Here is a 17495-nt window from a genome sequence, read left to right as displayed (position 1 = left end):
ATGACCAGCGACCTCCTGGTGCGGGGCGGCACCGTCGTGGGACCGGCCGGCGCCCGGCGGGCCGACGTGCTCGTGCGCGCCGGGGCGATCGTGGCCGTCGAGCCCGACCTGGCCGTCGACGGCGGCTCGGACCTCGAGGTCGTCGACGCGGGCGGGGCGTACGTCGTCCCCGGCGGCGTCGACGTCCACACCCACTTCGCGCTCCCGGTCGGGGCGGTCACCTCGGCCGACGACTTCGAGTCCGGGACCCTGGCCGCCGCCTGCGGCGGCACCACCTGCGTGGTCGACTTCGCCGGCGCCGGCCGCGAGCCGTGGCGGGAGGCGCTGGCCACCTGGCACGACCGGGCCCGGGGCCGGGCGGTCGTCGACTACGGCTTCCACCTGACGGTCACCGAGCTCCCCGACGACCTGGAGGTCGCGACCGCCCGGTTCGCCGAGCTCGCCGAGCGCGGCGTGACGAGCGTGAAGCTGTACCTCGCCTACCCCGACCGGCTGATGGTCGACGACGACACGCTCGGCCGGGCGCTGGCCGCGTCCCGGCGTACCGGGGTGCGGGTCTGCGTGCACGCGGAGGACGGCGCGCGGGTCGAGGCGCTGGTCGGCGAGGCGATCGCGGCCGGCCGGACCGGCCCGGAGGCGATCCCCGCGGCGCGGCCGCCGACGGTGGAGGCCGAGTCGATCCGCCGGGCGGCGGCACTGGCGGGCGCCGCGGGAGCGGGGCTGTACGTCGTCCACCTCTCCAGTGCGGAGGGGCTGGAGGCCGTCCGCGCCGCACGTGCCGCCGGCGTCGACGTCCACGCCGAGACCTGCCCGCACTACCTCTACCTCGACCAGTCGCACCTCGAGGCCGGTGAGCAGGACTTCGTGTGCGCCCCACCGCTGCGGGGCGCCGACGACCGCGAGGCCCTGTGGGGTGCGCTGGCCCCCGGCGACGTCGAGGTCGTCGCCACCGACCACTGCCCGTTCACGATCGAGGACCGGCGCCGCGGAACCGGTGGGACGGGCTGGGAGAACTTCACCCAGATCCCGGGCGGCCTGAGCGGCGTCGAGACCCGGCTGTCGCTGGTCTACCAGGGCGTCGTCTCCGGTCGGCTGTCGCTCGAGAGGTGGGTCGACGCGACGGCCGGCGCACCCGCGCGGCTCTTCGGCCTGGACGGCGCCAAGGGCGCGATCCGGCCCGGGCTCGACGCCGACCTCGTGGTGTTCGACCCGGGCGCCACCCGCAGCCTCGACGCCTCCGGCCTCCACTCGCGCTGCGACCACAGCCCGTACGCCGGCCGGGTCGTCACCGGGTGGCCGGCCCTCACCCTCAGCCGGGGCGAGGTCGTCGCCGCGGACGGGGAGCCGGTCGACCCGCGGCCCGGTCGCGGTCGCTTCGTACGGCGGTCGCGCGGGCCGACCGCCGCGTAAAGTCTGTTGTGCGTTGCGTGCGTGATGGGAGAGGGCATGGCGACACCCGGCGTCACCGTCAACGGCCGGTCGCGGTCCCTCGCCGGGGTGCCGCCGCACACCACGGCGCTGGACTGGCTGCGCGGCCTCGGGCTCACCGGGGCCAAGGAGGGCTGCGCGGAGGGGGAGTGCGGCACCTGCTCGGTGCTGGTCGCCCGGCCGGACGGCGAGGGCACCCGGTGGACGGCGCTCAACGCGTGCCTGGTCCCGGCGGTCGCGCTCGACGGCCAGGAGGTCGTCACGGCCGAGGGCCTCGGGACCCCCGCCGACCTGCACCCCGTGCAGCGCGAGCTGGCCACGCGAGGCGGGTCGCAGTGCGGCTACTGCACGCCCGGCTTCGTGTGCAGCATGGCCGCGGAGTTCTACCGGCGTGACCGCGTGGACACCCCGCCGGACGACGAGCACGGGCCCAACGGCTTCGACCTGCACGCGCTCGGCGGCAACCTGTGCCGCTGCACCGGCTACCGCCCGATCCGGGACGCGGCGTACGCCCTGGGAGCACCCTCGCCGGAGGACCCGCTGGCGGCGCGCCTCCACCGGCCCGCGCCCGCCCCGGCCCCCACCCGGGTCGATGACCCGACGGGTGGCTTCGCCCGGCCGCGGGACCTCGCCGAGGCGCTGGACCTGCTCCGTGAGCACCCGGACGCGCGGGCGGTCGCCGGCTGCACCGACTGGGGCGTCGAGGTCAACCTGCGCGGCGCCCGAGCGCCGTACGTCGTCGCCCTCGACCACCTCCCCGAGCTGCGCGGGCTCTCGGTGCCCGCCGCACCCGGAGCCGGCTTCGAGATCGGCGCCGCGCTGTCCCTCTCCGAGGTCGAGTCGGCCCTCGCCGGCCGGATCCCGCTGCTGGCCGAGGTGTTCCCGCTGTTCGCCTCGCGGCTGATCCGCAACGCCGCCACGATCGGCGGCAACCTTGCGACCGCCTCGCCGATCGGCGACCTCGCACCGGCGCTGCTCGCCCTGGAGGCGACCGTGGTGCTCGTCTCCGCCGAGGGCGACCGCGAGGTGCCGCTCGACGGGTTCTTCACCGGCTACCGCGAGTCGCAGCTGCGCCCGGGCGAGCTGATCCGTGCGGTGCGGCTCCCGCAGCCCCTGGCCGGGCTCACGGCCTTCCACAAGATCGCCAAGCGCCGCTACGACGACATCTCCAGCGTCGCGGTCGCTTTCGCCCTCGACGTCGTCGACGGCGAGATCGCGCGGGCCCGGGTCGGCCTCGGCGGGGTCGCGGCCGTGCCGATCCGCGCGCGGGCCACCGAGGCGGCGCTCGAGGGCCGGCCGTGGTCGGCCGACACCGTGCGCACGGCCGCGGGCGTCCTGCGTGGCGAGGGCACCCCGATGGACGACCACCGGGCGAGCGCCGCCTACCGGTCCGCGATGCTCGAGCAGGCGCTGCTCAGGCTCCGGGCGGATCACGCGGACGACGAGGGCGAGGTGCCGGCGTGAGCGACCTGTCCAGGCGTCCCCCGGACGCCGCTGTCGGCATCGAGATGCCCCACGAGAGCGCCGCCCTCCACGTCACCGGCGCGGCGATGTACACCGACGACCTGGTCGTCCGCACGCGCGACTGCCTGCACGCCCATCCGGTCCAGGCCCCGCACGCCCACGCCCGGGTGACCGCGCTGCGGGCCGCCCCGGCTCTGGACGTCCCCGGTGTGGTGCACGTGCTCACCGCCGCGGACGTGCCCGGCCGCAACGACGCCGGGGTGCGGGACGACGAGCCGCTGTTCCCGACCGAGGTCATGTTCCACGGCCACGCCGTGTGCTGGGTGCTGGCGGAGTCGCCGGAGGCGGCCCGGCTCGGTGCCGCCGCCGTCGAGGTCGACTACGAGCCGCTGCCGGCCGTGCTCCGCGTGACCGAGGCGATCGCCGCCGAGAGCTTCCAGGGAGCCCGGCCCACGGTCGAGCGCGGCGACGTGGAGCGCGGCCTCGCGTCGTCCGCCCACGTCTTCAGCGGGGTCACCGAGACCGCCGGCCAGGAGCACTTCTACCTCGAGACGCAGTGCTCGCTGGCGCACGTCGACGAGGCCGGGCAGGTGTTCGTCCAGAGCAGCACCCAGCACCCGACCGAGACCCAGGAGGTCGTCGCGCACGTGCTCGGCCTCCGCGACCACCACGTCACGGTGCAGTCGCTGCGGATGGGCGGTGCGTTCGGGGGCAAGGAGATGCAGCCGCACGGGTACGCCGCGATCGCGGCGCTCGGCGCCGTCGTCACCGGCCGGCCGGTGCGGGTCCGGCTCACCCGCACCCAGGACCTCACGATGACCGGCAAGCGCCACGGGTTCCACACCGCGTGGCGGGTCGGCTTCGACACCGACGGGCGGCTGCGGGCGCTGGACGCGACGCTCACCTCCGACGGCGGCTGGAGCCTGGACCTGTCCGAGCCGGTGCTCGCGCGGGCGCTGTGTCACGTCGACAACGCCTACTGGATCCCGGACGTGCGCCTGCACGGGCGGATCGCCCGCACCCACAAGGCCTCGTCCACCGCGTTCCGCGGGTTCGGCGGACCCCAGGGGATGATGGTGATCGAGGACATCCTCGGTCGCTGTGCGCCGCTGCTCGGCGTCGACCCGACGGAGTTGCGCCGCCGCAACTTCTACACCGAGGGGCAGGCGACGCCGTACGGCCAGGTCGTGCGGCACCCCGAGCGGCTCGGCCTGGTCTGGGACCAGGTACTCGCGAACGGGCGGGTCGCCGAGCGGCGGGCGGAGATCACCGCGTTCAACGCCGCGCACCCGCACGCGAAGCGGGGGTTGGCGGTGACGCCGGTGAAGTTCGGCATCGCCTTCAACTTCAAGGCGTTCAACCAGGCGGGCGCGCTGGTCCACGTCTACAAGGACGGCTCGGTGCTGATCAACCACGGCGGCACCGAGATGGGGCAGGGGCTGCACACCAAGATGCTCCAGGCCGCGGCGACCACCCTGGGGGTGCCGCTGGCGCGGGTCCGGCTCGCACCCACCCGCACCGACAAGGTGCCGAACACGTCCGCCACGGCCGCGAGCTCCGGTGCCGACCTCAACGGTGCGGCGGTCAAGCACGCGTGCGAGCAGATCCGGGCCCGTCTCGACGAGCTCGCCGCCCGCCGGGAGCTGGGCTGGGAGGACCTCGTGCGCGAGGCCTACCTCGGCCGGGTCCAGCTGTGGGCGGCCGGCTTCTACCGGACCGAGGGCCTGGAGTGGGACCCGGCCCGCATGCAGGGTCATCCGTTCAAGTACTTCGCGTACGGCGCGGCCGCGGCCGAGGTCGAGGTCGACGGGTTCACCGGGGCCTACCGCACGAGGCGGGTCGACATCGTCCACGACGTCGGTGACAGCCTGTCGCCGCTGGTCGACCTCGGGCAGATCGAGGGCGGCTTCGTGCAGGGCGCCGGCTGGCTGACCCTCGAGGACCTGCGGTGGGACGAGTCCGACGGGCCGGCCCGCGGCCGGCTGGCCACCCAGGCCGCGAGCACCTACAAGCTGCCGAGCCTCGGCGAGCTGCCCGAGGCCTTCCACGTGTCCCTGCTGCGGGGCGCCCACGAGGACGGCGTGGTCTACGGCTCCAAGGCCGTGGGGGAGCCGCCCCTCATGCTGGCGCTCTCGGTGCGCGAGGCGATCCGTGCCGCGGTGGCCGCGTTCGGCCACGAGGGTGGTGTCGTCGAGCTGCCGTCGCCGGCGACCCCGGAGGCGGTGTTCTGGGCGATCGAGCGCGCCCGGCTCGGCTCGGCCACGGGGCAGGCCGTCCCGGCAGGGACGGGGGTCGACTGACATGCACTGGCCGACGGTGGTGGAGCGGCTCCGGCGCGAGCGCCGGGCCGGTGTCCTGGTGACCGTGACGGAGGTCCGCGGCCACGCGCCGCGCGAGGCGGGGGCCAAGATGGTCGTCGCCCTGCCGGCGCCCGGCACCGAAGGCGGCGCGCCGGTGCAGGCCTGGGGGACGATCGGGGGCGGCAACCTCGAGGAGACCGCGCTGGCCCGCGCCGCCGAGCTGCTCGCCGGGCCGCCCGGGCCACCCGAGTCCCTCACCCTGCAGCTCAGCGACCGGGCCCGCACCGAGCACGGCCGTCAGTGCTGCGGCGGCGAGGTCACGCTGCTCCTGGAGCAGCTCCCGGTGCCGGCCGCGATCGCGATCTTCGGGATGGGTCACGTCGGCCTCGAGCTGGCCCGGATCCTCTCGCGCCAGGACGTCGAGCTGCACCTGGTCGACTCCCGGGCGGACCGGGTGGACGGCGGGCTGCTCGCCTCCCTCGACGACGGCCCGGCCTCGATCCACCCGCACCACGCGCCGCTGCCCGAGCTCGTCCTCGCCGAGGTGCCCCCGGGGACGCACGTGCTGGTGATGACCCACGACCACGCCGAGGACTTCGCCCTCTGCGACGCCGCGCTGCGCTGCGAGCACCTGGCCTCGGTCGGGCTGATCGGGTCGGCGGCGAAGTGGCGCAGGTTCCAGCAGGGGCTGGCCGTCGAGGGCCACCCGGCGGCCGCGATCGCGCGCATCCAGTGCCCGATCGGGCGCCCGGAGCTGGTGGGCAAGGACCCGGCCACGATCGCGGTCGGGGTCGCCGCAGACCTGCTGTCCCGGCTCGCGTCGGTGCGGACCGGCTCCTGACCGTCAGAGGCCCAGCTCGGCCCGCAGCCGGTCGGCATCCATCGCGACGTCGGACCCGCGCTGCGAGATCTCGATGTCGTCGAGCAGCGCGACCAGGTCGGGGCGCAGGCGGGCATCGGCCGCGGCCTCCCGCGGCGTGTGTCCGCCTAGGGCTGGGATCGCCGCATCCAGCCAGCGGTCCTCGAAGGTGCGGACGATCCCTGCCAGGTCCTCCGGCGAGAGGTGGACCGGCTCGGATCGGGCGTCCGGCGCAGGGCCGTCGGCGAGCAGGTCGCCCGGTGCCCTGGAGGACTCGTCGACCAGGAGGGCATCCGGTGCGGCCGCGAGCAGGATCTCCTGGAGGGCCCGGAGCCGCTGGAGCGACATCGCCTGGAGCTCGAGCATGTCGCGCACCCGGGTGACCGTGCCCCGGATCGGGGCCCCCTCGCCACTGCCCAGGTGCAGGACGTCGGCATCGCCGGACAGCGTCTCCGACAGCGCCACCCAGACCGCCTCCAGGTCGTCGACCCGGTAGTGGGCGGTGCAGAACAACAGCTCCTCAGCGTCCGTGGTCACCATCTCCGGAGGACCGGACGGCGCCAGTATCACGGCGAGGTCGGCGGCGTCGATCCCGTCGCGCAGCGCGGCCAGGATCCGCGGTCGCCACGTGCGGGGGATGCCCAATGGGTCGTCCCAGGGTCGCAACGTGCCGTCGCCCGGGTCGAGGAACCGCCCGAGGAGCAGTGCCTTCGCCTCGAGGCCCCGCGGGAGGGTGCGGTCGCGCACCTCGACCGTCTCGTCGGTGAGCAGGTCGCGTGCGGTGAGTCCGGTCAGATGGGTGGAGGTGACCTCCAGCAGACGGCGCTCCGACTCCTGCCACGCCCGGACCAGGGCGGCCTCGTCGGCGGGGAGCAGGTCGCCGTACAGCGTCAGGAATCGCGCCAGGATGTCGCCGTCGAACACGGCGAAGTCCCAGGTGGTGGGGTCGCTCATCGCGCGGACCACGGCGGCGTGGTCGTCGCGGCCCGCGCCGGACAGGAGTTCGGCCCAATCGAGGAGCTCGTCGCGGTTGATGCTCCGCTGCGCGAAGCTCTTGAGCTTCACCCACAGCCACTGGGCCCGATCGGGCAGCGGGTGCCGTTCGTCGCGGCCGTGGCAGAGCTTGTACTTCTTCCCCGACCCGCAGGGGCAGGGCCGGTTGCGGCCGGTCTCGCCCTCGGGTGCCCTGAGGAAGGGGCCAAGAGCCGCACGGTCGGGGTACGACGGGTCGATGCCGGCCAGTCCGAACAGTCGGTGTGCGGCGGTGGCGTCACCCTGGACCGCGCGGACCTCGGCCAGGTCGGCGACCGCGTCGTCGAGTGTGGGGTTGGCGGCCACGGCCTGCTCGAGCAGGGTGAGGTAGGCGGCTCCGTCCAGCCGGGCCTCCGCCTCCCGGGCCATCAGGTAGAGCGGGCCGGCGGTTGCGGCGCCGGACGCTCGCTGCAGCAGCTGCTCGAGCAGCGGGGTGCACGGTGCGTGCTGGGCCGAGTCGATCGCGGCCAGGTCGAGGGTGAGGCCGCTCAGACCGACGGCGGCCGCCAGGTCGTCCTCTCGCGGCTTGGCTCCGTGCTCGTGCGCGCGCAGGGCGTCCCGCCACGCGTAGTACGCCGTGCGCTGGTCGGCGGTGAGCGGCGGCTCGCCGTACCACCGGGTGCCCGGCACGCCGTACTTGCCGAGGTGCTCCTCAAGGCCCGTCTGTGCCAGCACCTCGCGCAGCGGCGGAGCGGGCTGTGAGAGGACCTTGGGATGCTCGACCCGGGCCATCATCACGACGTCGTCGCTGGTCACACCCTCGAAGCCGTGCTGGTTCACCGGGTCCGCCAGTCGCGCCACTGCGCGGGCGACGTCCACCAGCACCGGCACGTCGGCGTCGGAGGTCTGGTCGACCGGCTCCAGGCTCACCGCCCCGTCGGTGAAGCGGAGCCCGATGAGGTCACCGGCGGCGTGGCCGGACAGCCAGCCCTCCGGTCCGGTCATCGTGGAGAGCCAGCCCGCCGGCAGCTGCTCCGGGCCGTCGCCGAGGACGGCCACGAGCGTGCCACCCTCCCGGAGGGGGAGACCGTCCTCGGCGATGAGGGAGAACAGCTCGAGGTCGACGCTCGGCTCCAGGATGCCGAGCTCGAGCTCCTGTGCCGTGAGCCGGTGGGTGAGGACCAGCCCGTCGGCGACCGTGGGCAGGTGGGCGAGACGATCGTCCTCGAGGGGCCACACCTTGGCCCGGCTGATGATCGAGCGGTAGAGGGTGTCCTCGTCGGTGAAGACCCCGTTGTCCGCACACGCCGACCGGAGCTGCGCCAACGTCATCGGGCCGGCCCGGAGCAGGTCGACGGCGGTCTCGGCGGCCTCGTGGTCCAGGCGCGGCCCGCGCGGCTCGGACCGCTCGAGCTCGTCGCCGGACCAGACGAGGTGCAGGGCCCGCGGCAGCCCCCACCACCCGAGTGCGGTGAGCCGCCGGTCGGCGTCCACGGCGCCGAGCGCCTGCCACAGCGGGGCGAGGACCTCGACAACCAGGCGGAAGTCGCCCTCCTCGGGGAGCTCGTCGGTCTCGATCTCGGGCATCGCCGCGAGATCGTCGACCACCTGCCCGGCGTCCAGCTCGGATCCGACTCCCCGGCGGACGAGACCGACGATCATCGCCAGCCAGTCGGCGTGCTCCATCGCGAGGACGCTGGCCTGCAGCTCGGGGTCGGTGCCGGGGTCGTCCCACGGCGATATCGTCGACCCGGCGGCCTGCAGCCATAGCGCCAGGTCGAGATCGGGAGGGGTGTCCCAACCGCAGGCGTTGCTGAAGTAGCGGCCCTCGTCGGTCTGCGTCGCGACCGCGGCGCGGATCCGCTCGGCCGCGCGAGCCACGTCCTCCATCGGCGGCTCGCCGGCGAACACGTCGGGAACCGCTGACTGCAGGACGTCGGCCGCTTGGCGGTCCACCTCCTCCCACTCGGCGAGGAAGGCATCCTCGTCGAAGCCCGCGAAGAGGTCCTCAGCGTCGGTGTCGTCAGCCACGGGACGACGCTAGCGGCCGTGGCGACCGGCGTCGCGGGGTGAGCGGTGTCAGTGCGCGGACGGGTGGTTCGCCGACAGCGTCGACGGCTGTTCGCTCCCGAGCCCGGCCGGACCGGTCAGGTAGCCCTGGATCGCGGGGGCGACCGCGGCGACCAGCTCGTCCAGGGAGGGCGTGACCAGCGCGGGGACCCGGATCACGTGGCGGCCCATCGCGACGCCGAGGAGGTGGCTCATCGCGAGCGCGACCCGCAGCTCGCGGTCGGCCCGGTCCTCGGCGGGCACCGCCTCGCTGAGCACCTCGGACAGCAGCAGACCGCGCAGCCGGTCCATCGCCTCGCCGAGGACGAGCGCCGACCGCGCGGTGGCCAGGAGCGGCGCGGCCGTCTCGGGGTCCTCCCACCAGGTCAGGTAGACCGACGCGAGCCGCGCCCCGGCTCCCTCGGGCGGCGACAGTGCATCCAGGAGGTCGCCGGGCACCCGCGCCGGGAGGCCCGCGACGGCGGCGAACAGCCCGCCCTTGTCGCCGAAGAAGTGGGCGATCAGCGCGGCGTCGACGCCGGCGCGGTCGGCGATCGCCCGGACGGTCGTGCCGGCGTACCCCCGCTCGGCGAACAGCTCCCGGGCTGCCGCCAGGATCGACTCGCGGGACTCGCTGTGACCGGAGCGCCGTCCTCGGCGTCGCGCGCCGGTGCCGCCGGCGTCGGGGTGGTCGCCGGACTCAGGCAACCGGACCACCCCGGCCGAAGCCGTCGAGGAACGAGCTCGCCACCAGCTCGCCGGCCTCCCCGGGGTCGACCAGGCCGGCGCCGGCGGCGCGGGCGGCGGTCATCAGGAGCCCGGCGAGCACGGCGCGCAACCAGGCGGGGTTCGCCGTCGCGGGGAGCTCGCCGGCCTCGACGCCGCGGTCCAGGACCGCCCACAGGGGGGCGAGGACCTGCTCCCGGGCGGCCAGGAAGGCGGGGTCCCCGGAGGCGCCTCCGGCGAGCAGGATCCGGAACCGCAGGCCCAGTGGCACCAGCTCGGCAGCGGCGCGCCGGATGCCCTCGCGGGTGTCGCACCCGGCCAGGTCGAGGCCGACCAGCACCTCCGAGGCGCGGCGCAGCACCTCCTCCTGGATCGCGGACAGCAGGGCGTCGCGGCTCTCGAAGTGGCGGTAGAGGGTCGCCCGGGTCAGCCCGGCCCGGGTGGCGACCTCCGCGAGGGAGGCCTCGGGCGCCGAGGCGAGCACGTCGGCGGCCGCGTCGAGCAGCGCCGCTCGGTTGCGGAGCACGTCCGCCCGGGTGTGCTCCTCCTGGACCGCCACACCTCGCAGGCTACCGAGTTGGTTCTGCGGGGGAGCGGCGTATAGTCGAGAAAACGAGACAAATGTGTCTCACTTCTCGAAGGGAACGACCATGACCCCGCCGCCTACCCACCACCGGGAGTCCTGATGCTGCGCGCGCTCGGCTCACTGTCCGTCCGCCACCGGTGGCTGGTGATCGTGGTGTGGCTGCTGCTCGTCGGCGGCGTCCTGGTCACGGGGCGGAGCATCGGCGGGTCGTTCAGCAACGACCTGTCGGTCGAGGGCACCGACTCCCAGGCGGCGTACGACGCCCTGGTGACCACGTTCCCGGAGATGTCGGGCGACGGCATGCAGGTCGCGATCCACGACGACCGCGGCGTCGCGTCGGCCCCGGTCCGCGGCGCGGTCGAGGACGCACTGGCCGAGGTGTCGTCGCAGGACGGCGTCGCGGTGGTGCAGTCGCCGTACGGCCCCCAGCAGCAGATGGTCTCCCCGGACGGCACGACCGCCGTGGCGACGGTGCGGTTCACCGACCGGGCCGTCGACATCGACACGGGCGAGATCGCCGCCGCCCAGACCGCGTTCGACGAGGTCGAGGGCCTCGGCACCCAGGTCGAGTTCGGTGGCGCCGCCCTCAGCGGGGAGTCCGGCCCGTCCGGCAGCGAGGTGATCGGCCTGGCCGCCGCGGTCCTGGTGCTGCTGATCGCGTTCGGGTCGGTGTTCGCGACCGTGGTGCCGCTGCTCACCGCCGTGCTGGCGCTGGGCCTCGGGATGGGGACCGTCGAGCTGCTGGCCGAGCTCACGCCGATCGGCACGGCCGGTCCGGTCGTGGCCGCGATGATCGGGCTCGGCGTCGGGATCGACTACGCCCTGCTGATCGTCACCCGGCACCGTGAGGGGCTGGCCGCCGGCCTCCCCGCGGCGGAGTCCATCCCGCTCGCCATGGCCACCGCCGGCCGGTCGGTGCTGGTCGCCGGCACCACCGTGGTGATCGCGATCCTGTCGCTGTACCTGATCGGCATCCCGTTCGTGGCCACCCTCGGTCTCGCGAGCGCGATCACCGTGGCGACGACGCTGCTCGCCTCGATCACCCTGCTGCCGGCGCTCCTCGGCGTCTTCGGCGACCGCCTGGACCGGTTCCGGGTGCGCCGCGCGCGCCTGGACCACGACGGCGGCGCCCGGGTCAGCGGCTGGCACCGCTGGACGCGGCACGTGCAGCGCCGGCCGTGGCCGTACCTGGTCGGGGCGCTCACGCTGCTCGCGGTCATGGCGATCCCGCTGCTCAGCCTGCGGCTCGGCACCGCCGACGACGGGTCGGCGCCCGAGGGCAGCACCGAGCGTGCCGCCTACGACCTGGTCGCGGACGGATTCGGCGCCGGCTGGACCGGCCCGCTGCTGGTCACCGCGGAGTACGCCGGCGACGGACCGGAGCAGACCCAGCGCTCGGCTGCCGCACTGGCGTCCGCGATCGCCGATGTGGACGGGGTCGCGCAGGTGTCGCCCCCGGTGCTCAACGACACGGGCGACACGGCGGTGCTCACCGTCGTGCCCACCGGGGCGCCCGACGACCAGGCGACCGAGGACCTCGTCCACCGGCTCCGCGACGGCGTGCTGCGCGACCAGCCCGCGTCCGCGGAGCTGCACGTGGGCGGCCCGACGGCCACGTCGATCGACCTCGCGGACCGGCTCGGGGACCGGATGGGGTGGTTCATGGGCTTCGTCGTCGGTCTGAGCTTCCTGCTCCTGCTCGTCGAGTTCCGCTCGATCTTCGTGCCGATCAAGGCCGCGCTGATGAACCTGCTGTCGGTGGGCGCCGCGTACGGCGCGGTGGTGGCGGTGTTCCAGTGGGGCTGGCTCTCGGGCCTGATCGGCGCCGAGCCGGGGCCGGTCGAGTCGTTCGCGCCGATGATGCTGTTCGCCGTCCTGTTCGGGCTCTCGATGGACTACGAGGTCTTCCTGCTCAGCCGGGTCCGCGAGGAGTACCTCCGCACCGACGACGCCGGGGGAGCGGTGGCCGACGGCATCGCCGCGACCGCGCGGGTGATCACCGCCGCGGCATCGGTGATGGTCGTGGTGTTCGCGAGCTTCCTGCTCAACGACGAGCGTGTGGTCAACCTGTTCGGGTTCGGCCTGGCCGTCGCGATCGGGATCGACGCGACCGTCGTGCGTCTCGTCCTGGTGCCCGCGCTGATGGCGGTCGCCGGACGGCGCGCGTGGTACCTGCCCCGGTGGCTGGATCGCCTGCTGCCCCGGCTCCGGCCGGTGCAGGTCGACCTCGAGCGGCCAAAGGTCCCCGAACAAGCGGCACAAGGCCCTGGGAGCCGAACTCGCCGGTAACTAGTCTCCGAGACGTACCCAGCCCGACGTGTCGCGGAGCCGAGCCGCCCCGGGCCGGGACATGGGTGGAGAAGGTGGTCCGTCGTGGCTGAGCTGCTGATGACCGGGTTCCCGGGGTTCCTCGGGTCGGCCCTGCTGCCGCGGGTGCTGGCCCGGCGCGAGGGGGTGCGGGCGGTCTGCCTCGTGCAGCCGCAGCACCTGGACGAGGCGCGCGAGCGCCTCGCCCGGATCGAGTTCGAGCATCCGCACGTGGTCGGCCGGGTGGACCTGGTGGAGGGCGACATCACCGCGCCCGACCTGGGGCTGGCCGCCGAGGTCCTGGACGAGCTGACCGACGTCACCGAGGTGTGGCACCTGGCCGCGGTCTACGACCTCACGGTCCCCGAGGCCGTCGCCCATCGCGTCAACGTCGACGGGACCGCCCGGGTGCTGGACTTCTGCCGGTCGCGGGAGCGCTTCGACCGGCTGCAGTACGTCAGCACCTGCTACGTCAGCGGCCGGCACGAGGGGCGCTTCACCGAGGACGACCTCGACACCGGGCAGGAGTTCCGCAACCACTACGAGTCCACGAAGTTCGAGGCCGAGGTGCTCGTCCGGCGGGCCATCGGCCAGGGCCTGCCGGCCACCGTCTACCGGCCCGGCATCGTCGTCGGCGACTCCCGCACCGGCGTGACCCAGAAGTACGACGGCCCCTACTTCCTCGCCTCGTTCCTGCGCCGCCAGCCGAAGCTGGCGGTCGTGCCCGCCGTCGGCGACGCCGACGCGGTGCGGTTCTGCCTGGTGCCCCGTGACTTCGTCATCGGCGCCATGGACGCGCTGTCGGTGCTCGACCGCTCGATCGGACGCACCTACGCGCTCACCGACCCCCGCCCCCCGACGGTGCGCGAGCTGGTGACCACGTTCGCCCGCCACCTGGGCCGCAAGGTCGTCTGGGTCCCGCTGCCGCTCGGCCCGACCCGGGCGCTGGTGTCGCTGCCGGGCGTCGAGCGGCTGCTCGGCATCCCCGCCGAGTCGCTGGACTACTTCGCCTCGCCGACCACCTACGACACCTCGCACACCACGGCCGACCTCGAGGGCACCGGCGTCGCCTGCCCGGCGTTCGAGACCTACGCCGACCGGCTCCTGGACTACATGGTCGAGCACCCGGAGATCGACGCAGCGGCGATGGTCTGAGGAGTGAGCGCCATGAGCAGGACCGCCGTCCCCCTGGTCGTCAACGTCAGCCTCACCGGGCGCGAGCGCGACTACGACGAGACCGTCACGTTCCTCAACCGCCGGTTCCGGATCCGCCGGATGGGCACCGACGGAGACGTCGCGGCCGCCGAGGAGCTGGTGCGTACGATGGCCCCGCACGCCGCCGCGATCGCGGTCTCCGGCCTGCGCGAGGCCAAGGCCAGCGGCATGTACGACGGCGACCTCGCCGCGATCGAGAAGGTCGTCCGGGCCACGGACGAGGTGCCCGTCACCCTCGGCCGGGCGCTGCTCGGCGTGCTCCAGGAGTGGGCCGTCCGGCGGGTGCAGACCGAGATGCCCGGCTACTTCGACAACGCGCGCACGGTCGTGCTCGGCGGCACCAACCACGACCCGACGGTCCGGATCCTGCGCGAGTACACCGCGAACCTGGAGTTCGCGGACCCGCTGCTGCGCGTGGATCTCCCGGCACGCCTCGACGCCAACCCGCTGCTCGCGCTCGCCGCGGACGTCGGCCGGGCGTCGCTGGGGCTGCTGCCGGGCCTGGTGCAGTCCCAGCTCCAGACCCAGCTGCAGGCGCCGGGCCAGGCCGTCAGCCACGCGCTCGCGCGTCGGGCCGCGCGGGACTGCGACGTGGTGGTCGCGACGTACGAGGAGCTCACCGGCTTCGGCCTCGAGGACCTCGCCGGCAAGACCGTGATCACCATGTCGATCTCCGAGGAGCGGCTCGCCGACCTCGGCGACCGCGGCGTGGACATGGTGGTCGACGTGACGCCGCAGCCGTTCGCGGTCACGGTGAGCGCCGCGGTGCTCGAGGCGCTGATGCTCGCGACCGTGCACTCGTCAGGCCGGCTGACCAACGACGACCTGCTCGAGATGATCGTCGCCGCGGGCTTCGAGCCGCGGGTGCTCTACCCCAACGGGTTCAAGCGCAAGAGCCGGTTCGCGTTCGTCATCCACCCGCTGTCCCAGCAGTACCTCTCGAACGTCGAGCCGCTGCGCACGATCTCCAAGGTCGCGCCGGGCGTGGTGATGGACGCCGTGGAGAAGGCGGTCGCGTACGCGCCGCCGTTCACCTACAGCCACGTCACCGGCATCGTCTCGCCGACCGGCGCCGAGGCGGAGGGGTGGCTGATCTCGGTCGGCGGCACCCCCAAGGAGCTGATGGCGCACAGCCCCGAGTTCACCTACGCCCGGCTGCTCGCGGCCGCGGAGACCGCACGCAAGCTGGGCGCCCAGATCATGGGGCTGGGCGCCTTCACCAAGGTCGTCGGCGACGCCGGCGTCACCGTCGCCAAGAAGGCCCCGCTGCCGGTCACCACCGGCAACAGCTACAGCGCCGCGGGCGCCCTCTGGGCCGCCCACGAGGCGCTGGTCCAGCTGGGCCTCGCGCCCGTCGACGACGAGGGGCACATCAAGGGCAAGGCGATGGTCGTCGGCGCCACCGGGGCGATCGGCTCGGTGTGCGCCCGGCTGCTCGCGCTGGCCAGCGCCGAGCTGTGGCTGGTCTCCCCGGAGTCGGCCAAGCTGCTCGCGCTCAAGCAGGACATCCAGCGCGAGAACCCGCGGGCCAAGGTCCACGTCGCCGCGACCCCCGACGAGCACCTGGCCGCGATGGACCTGATCGTCACCGCGACCTCCGGCGCCGGCAAACGGGTGCTCGACATCATGGCGGTCAAGCCCGGCTGCGTGATCACCGACGTGGCCCGGCCGCTGGACCTCTCCGCCGAGGACGTGGCCCGGCGCCCGGACGTCCTCGTGGTCGAGTCCGGCGAGATCGAGCTGCCCGGCGACGTCCGCATGAAGAACATCGGGCTGCCCCCGAACGTCGCCTACGCCTGCCTGGCCGAGACCGTCGTGCTCGCGCTGGAGGGCCGCTACGAGACGTTCACCGTCGGGCGCAACATCGAGTGGGCCAAGGTCAAGGAGATCTACAAGCTCGGGCTCAAGCACGGGATGAGGCTGGCGACGATCTCGGGCGTGAACGGTGTCTACACCGCCGAGGACATCGCCGAGATCCGGGAGCGCGCGCTGGCGGCCCGGGCCGCGGTCGGCGGCGGCCGGCGTACCGCCAGGTGACGGTCGGCGACCCGCAGGTGACGTTCGTCCCTGCCCGGGTGGCCGGTGCGGGACTCACGATGTCACTACCGGCGGGTAGCACGAGGGCGAGGGTGGTCATGGATGGACGACAGCGGCTGAGCGGCCAGGACGCGCTCTGGCTGGAGATGGACAGGCCCGGCAACCTCATGGTCGTCGACAGCCTGTTCTGGACCGAGGGGCCGATCGACTGGGACCGCTTCCGCGACCTGATGCGCGAGCGGTTCTGGGACCGGTACGCCGTGGTCCGCAGCGTCGTCGTCCGCGACGAGTCGGGTGCGCTGTGGTGGGAGGAGGCCCCCGACGCCGACATCGACGACCGCTTCGAGCACGTGGTGCTGCCGGCCCCCGGCGGCGACGCCGAGCTGCAGCAGCTGATCTCCGAGCAGCGGGTGCTCCCGCTCGACCGTGGCGAGCCGCTGTGGCGTGCGCTGCTCGTCGACGGCTTCCACGACGGCAGCGCCGTGATCTTCCGGGGACACCACTCGATCGCCGACGGCATCCGCATGGTGCAGCTGGTGCTCCGGATCTTCGACACCAGCCCCGACGGTCCCGCCCGGCGGCGCAAGCCGAAGGCCGGCGCCGAGGTGGCGGTGACCCGGTCCGCGCCGGAGGAGACCACGCTGACCGAGCGCGCCATGTCCGCGGCTGCCACGTCCCTGCAGGTCGCCCGGAGTGCGGTGACCAACCCGGTCGGCGCCGCGCACAGCGCACTGGCCCTGTCGGAGTCGCTGCTCGGCCGGATCGGTGCGATGCCGCTGGTCTCGGCGCTGCCCGGCGACGTCGACACCGCCCGCAAGCTGGTGTTCGGCACCCGCAACGACACGACGGCGTGGACCGGGACCGTGGGTGACCGCAAGGCGATCAGCTGGTCGGCGCCGCTGATGCTGACCGACGTCAAGAACGTCGCCCATGCCCATGGCGCCACGGCCAACGACGTACTGGTCAGCTGTGTCGCGCAGTCGCTGCGGGCCTACCTGGCGGCGCACCAGGCGGTCTGCAACAGCGTGACCTGGGACGTGCCGGTGAACCTCAAGCCGTTCGACCCCTCGCTGCCGGTCGAGCTCGGCAACGGGTTCGCGCTCGTGCAGCTCGAGCTCCCGACGAACATCGAGGACCCGGTGCGCGCTCTCGACGTCGTACGCCGCCGGATGACGCGCATCAAGAACGGCCACGAGGCGGTCGTCGACTTCGGCATCCAGGCCGCGATCGGCCGGATGAGCACGGTCCTCTACCGGGCCACCATCGACCTGCTCGCCAACCGTGCCATCGGCGTCCTCACCAACGTGCCCGGCCCGCAGGTGCCGCTGTACGTCGGCGGCCAGAAGGTCGAGGCGATGATGGGCTGGGCGCCGCTCACCGCCGACCAGGTGATGAGCCTGACGATCTACAGCTACGACGGCAAGGTGTTCGTCGGCCTCGCGGCGGACGCCGGGCTGGTGCCCGACCACCAGCAGATCGTCGGCGGGTTCAGCGAGGCGTTCGCGCGGCTGGTCGAGCACACCGAGCGCACCCCCCGCAGGTAGGCCGCCGG

General features: G+C 74.0%; 11 protein-coding genes. 8 read left to right on the top strand and 3 right to left on the bottom strand.

Annotation, left to right across the window (positions count from 1 at the left end):
* Genes hydA through xdhC form a run of 4 tightly spaced genes read left to right on the top strand, consistent with a single transcriptional unit; the run spans position 1 to position 6033 of the window.
* On the top strand, positions 1–1410 hold the full coding sequence (gene hydA, locus QQZ14_RS21020) for a dihydropyrimidinase (protein ID WP_284536379.1): 1410 nt from the start codon (positions 1–3) through the stop codon (positions 1408–1410).
* Between the two features lie 36 nt (positions 1411–1446).
* Positions 1447–2892 carry a xanthine dehydrogenase small subunit gene (locus QQZ14_RS21015; protein WP_284536378.1) on the top strand — a complete coding sequence of 482 codons (1446 nt, stop codon included), beginning with the start codon at positions 1447–1449 and terminating at the stop codon, positions 2890–2892.
* A complete protein-coding gene (gene xdhB, locus QQZ14_RS21010; protein WP_284536377.1) occupies positions 2889–5192 on the top strand; it encodes a xanthine dehydrogenase molybdopterin binding subunit in 2304 nt (767 codons plus the stop codon). The genes QQZ14_RS21015 and xdhB overlap by 4 nt, the downstream gene beginning before the upstream one ends.
* 1 nt (position 5193) lies before the next feature.
* Positions 5194–6033: a xanthine dehydrogenase accessory protein XdhC gene (xdhC, locus tag QQZ14_RS21005; RefSeq protein ID WP_284536376.1), complete on the top strand. Its 840-nt coding sequence runs from the start codon at positions 5194–5196 to the stop codon at positions 6031–6033.
* A gap of 3 nt (positions 6034–6036) precedes the next feature.
* Here the strand turns inward: xdhC and QQZ14_RS21000 are convergent, their stop codons facing one another.
* From QQZ14_RS21000 to QQZ14_RS20990, 3 genes are read right to left on the bottom strand one after another with little or no spacing between them, the layout of a single operon-like run.
* Entirely contained in the window at positions 6037–9054 is a 3018-nt protein-coding gene (locus QQZ14_RS21000) for an SEC-C domain-containing protein (RefSeq protein WP_284536375.1), read from the bottom strand.
* Positions 9055–9102: 48 nt separating this feature from the next.
* Positions 9103–9780: a TetR/AcrR family transcriptional regulator gene (locus QQZ14_RS20995; RefSeq protein ID WP_284536374.1), complete on the bottom strand. Its 678-nt coding sequence runs from the start codon at positions 9778–9780 to the stop codon at positions 9103–9105.
* Entirely contained in the window at positions 9773–10357 is a 585-nt protein-coding gene (locus QQZ14_RS20990; protein ID WP_284536373.1) for a TetR/AcrR family transcriptional regulator, read from the bottom strand. Before QQZ14_RS20990 ends, QQZ14_RS20995 begins: the two co-directional genes overlap by 8 nt.
* 126 nt (positions 10358–10483) lie before the next feature.
* Here QQZ14_RS20990 and QQZ14_RS20985 point away from each other — a divergent pair, with 126 nt between their 5' ends.
* The 4 genes from QQZ14_RS20985 (at position 10484) to QQZ14_RS20970 (ending at position 17487) form a co-directional block, all read left to right on the top strand.
* Positions 10484–12673, top strand: coding sequence for an MMPL family transporter (locus QQZ14_RS20985; RefSeq protein ID WP_284536372.1), 2190 nt, complete (start codon positions 10484–10486; stop codon positions 12671–12673).
* An 84-nt stretch (positions 12674–12757) separates the two neighbouring features.
* Positions 12758–13846, top strand: a complete 1089-nt coding sequence (locus tag QQZ14_RS20980) for an SDR family oxidoreductase (RefSeq protein ID WP_284536371.1) — start codon at positions 12758–12760, stop codon at positions 13844–13846.
* Between the two features lie 12 nt (positions 13847–13858).
* Entirely contained in the window at positions 13859–15943 is a 2085-nt protein-coding gene (locus QQZ14_RS20975; RefSeq protein WP_284536370.1) for a dehydrogenase, read from the top strand.
* A gap of 98 nt (positions 15944–16041) precedes the next feature.
* The gene (locus tag QQZ14_RS20970; protein ID WP_284536369.1) at positions 16042–17487 is read left to right on the top strand and encodes a WS/DGAT domain-containing protein; all 1446 of its coding nucleotides are present in this window, start codon (positions 16042–16044) and stop codon (positions 17485–17487) included.
* The last annotated feature ends 8 nt before the right edge of the window (positions 17488–17495 follow it).

Origin of the sequence: Nocardioides sp. T2.26MG-1, from assembly GCF_950101795.1 — a bacterium.
Lineage (GTDB): Bacteria > Actinomycetota > Actinomycetes > Propionibacteriales > Nocardioidaceae > Nocardioides.
The sequence above is the reverse complement of the archived record's forward strand: the minus strand, read 5'-3'. Positions and strand labels throughout refer to the sequence as shown.

Bases quoted from the DNA above. Each gene is read 5' to 3' on its own strand.
- hydA (WP_284536379.1), top strand. From the start codon at position 1: ATGACCAGCGACCTCCTGGTGCGGGGCGGCACCGTCGTGGGACCGGCC.
- QQZ14_RS20975 (WP_284536370.1), top strand. From the start codon at position 13,859: ATGAGCAGGACCGCCGTCCCCCTGGTCGTCAACGTCAGCCTCACCGGG.
- QQZ14_RS21015 (WP_284536378.1), top strand. From the start codon at position 1,447: ATGGCGACACCCGGCGTCACCGTCAACGGCCGGTCGCGGTCCCTCGCC.
- xdhC (WP_284536376.1), top strand. From the start codon at position 5,194: ATGCACTGGCCGACGGTGGTGGAGCGGCTCCGGCGCGAGCGCCGGGCC.
- QQZ14_RS20985 (WP_284536372.1), top strand. From the start codon at position 10,484: ATGCTGCGCGCGCTCGGCTCACTGTCCGTCCGCCACCGGTGGCTGGTG.
- QQZ14_RS20970 (WP_284536369.1), top strand. From the start codon at position 16,042: ATGGATGGACGACAGCGGCTGAGCGGCCAGGACGCGCTCTGGCTGGAG.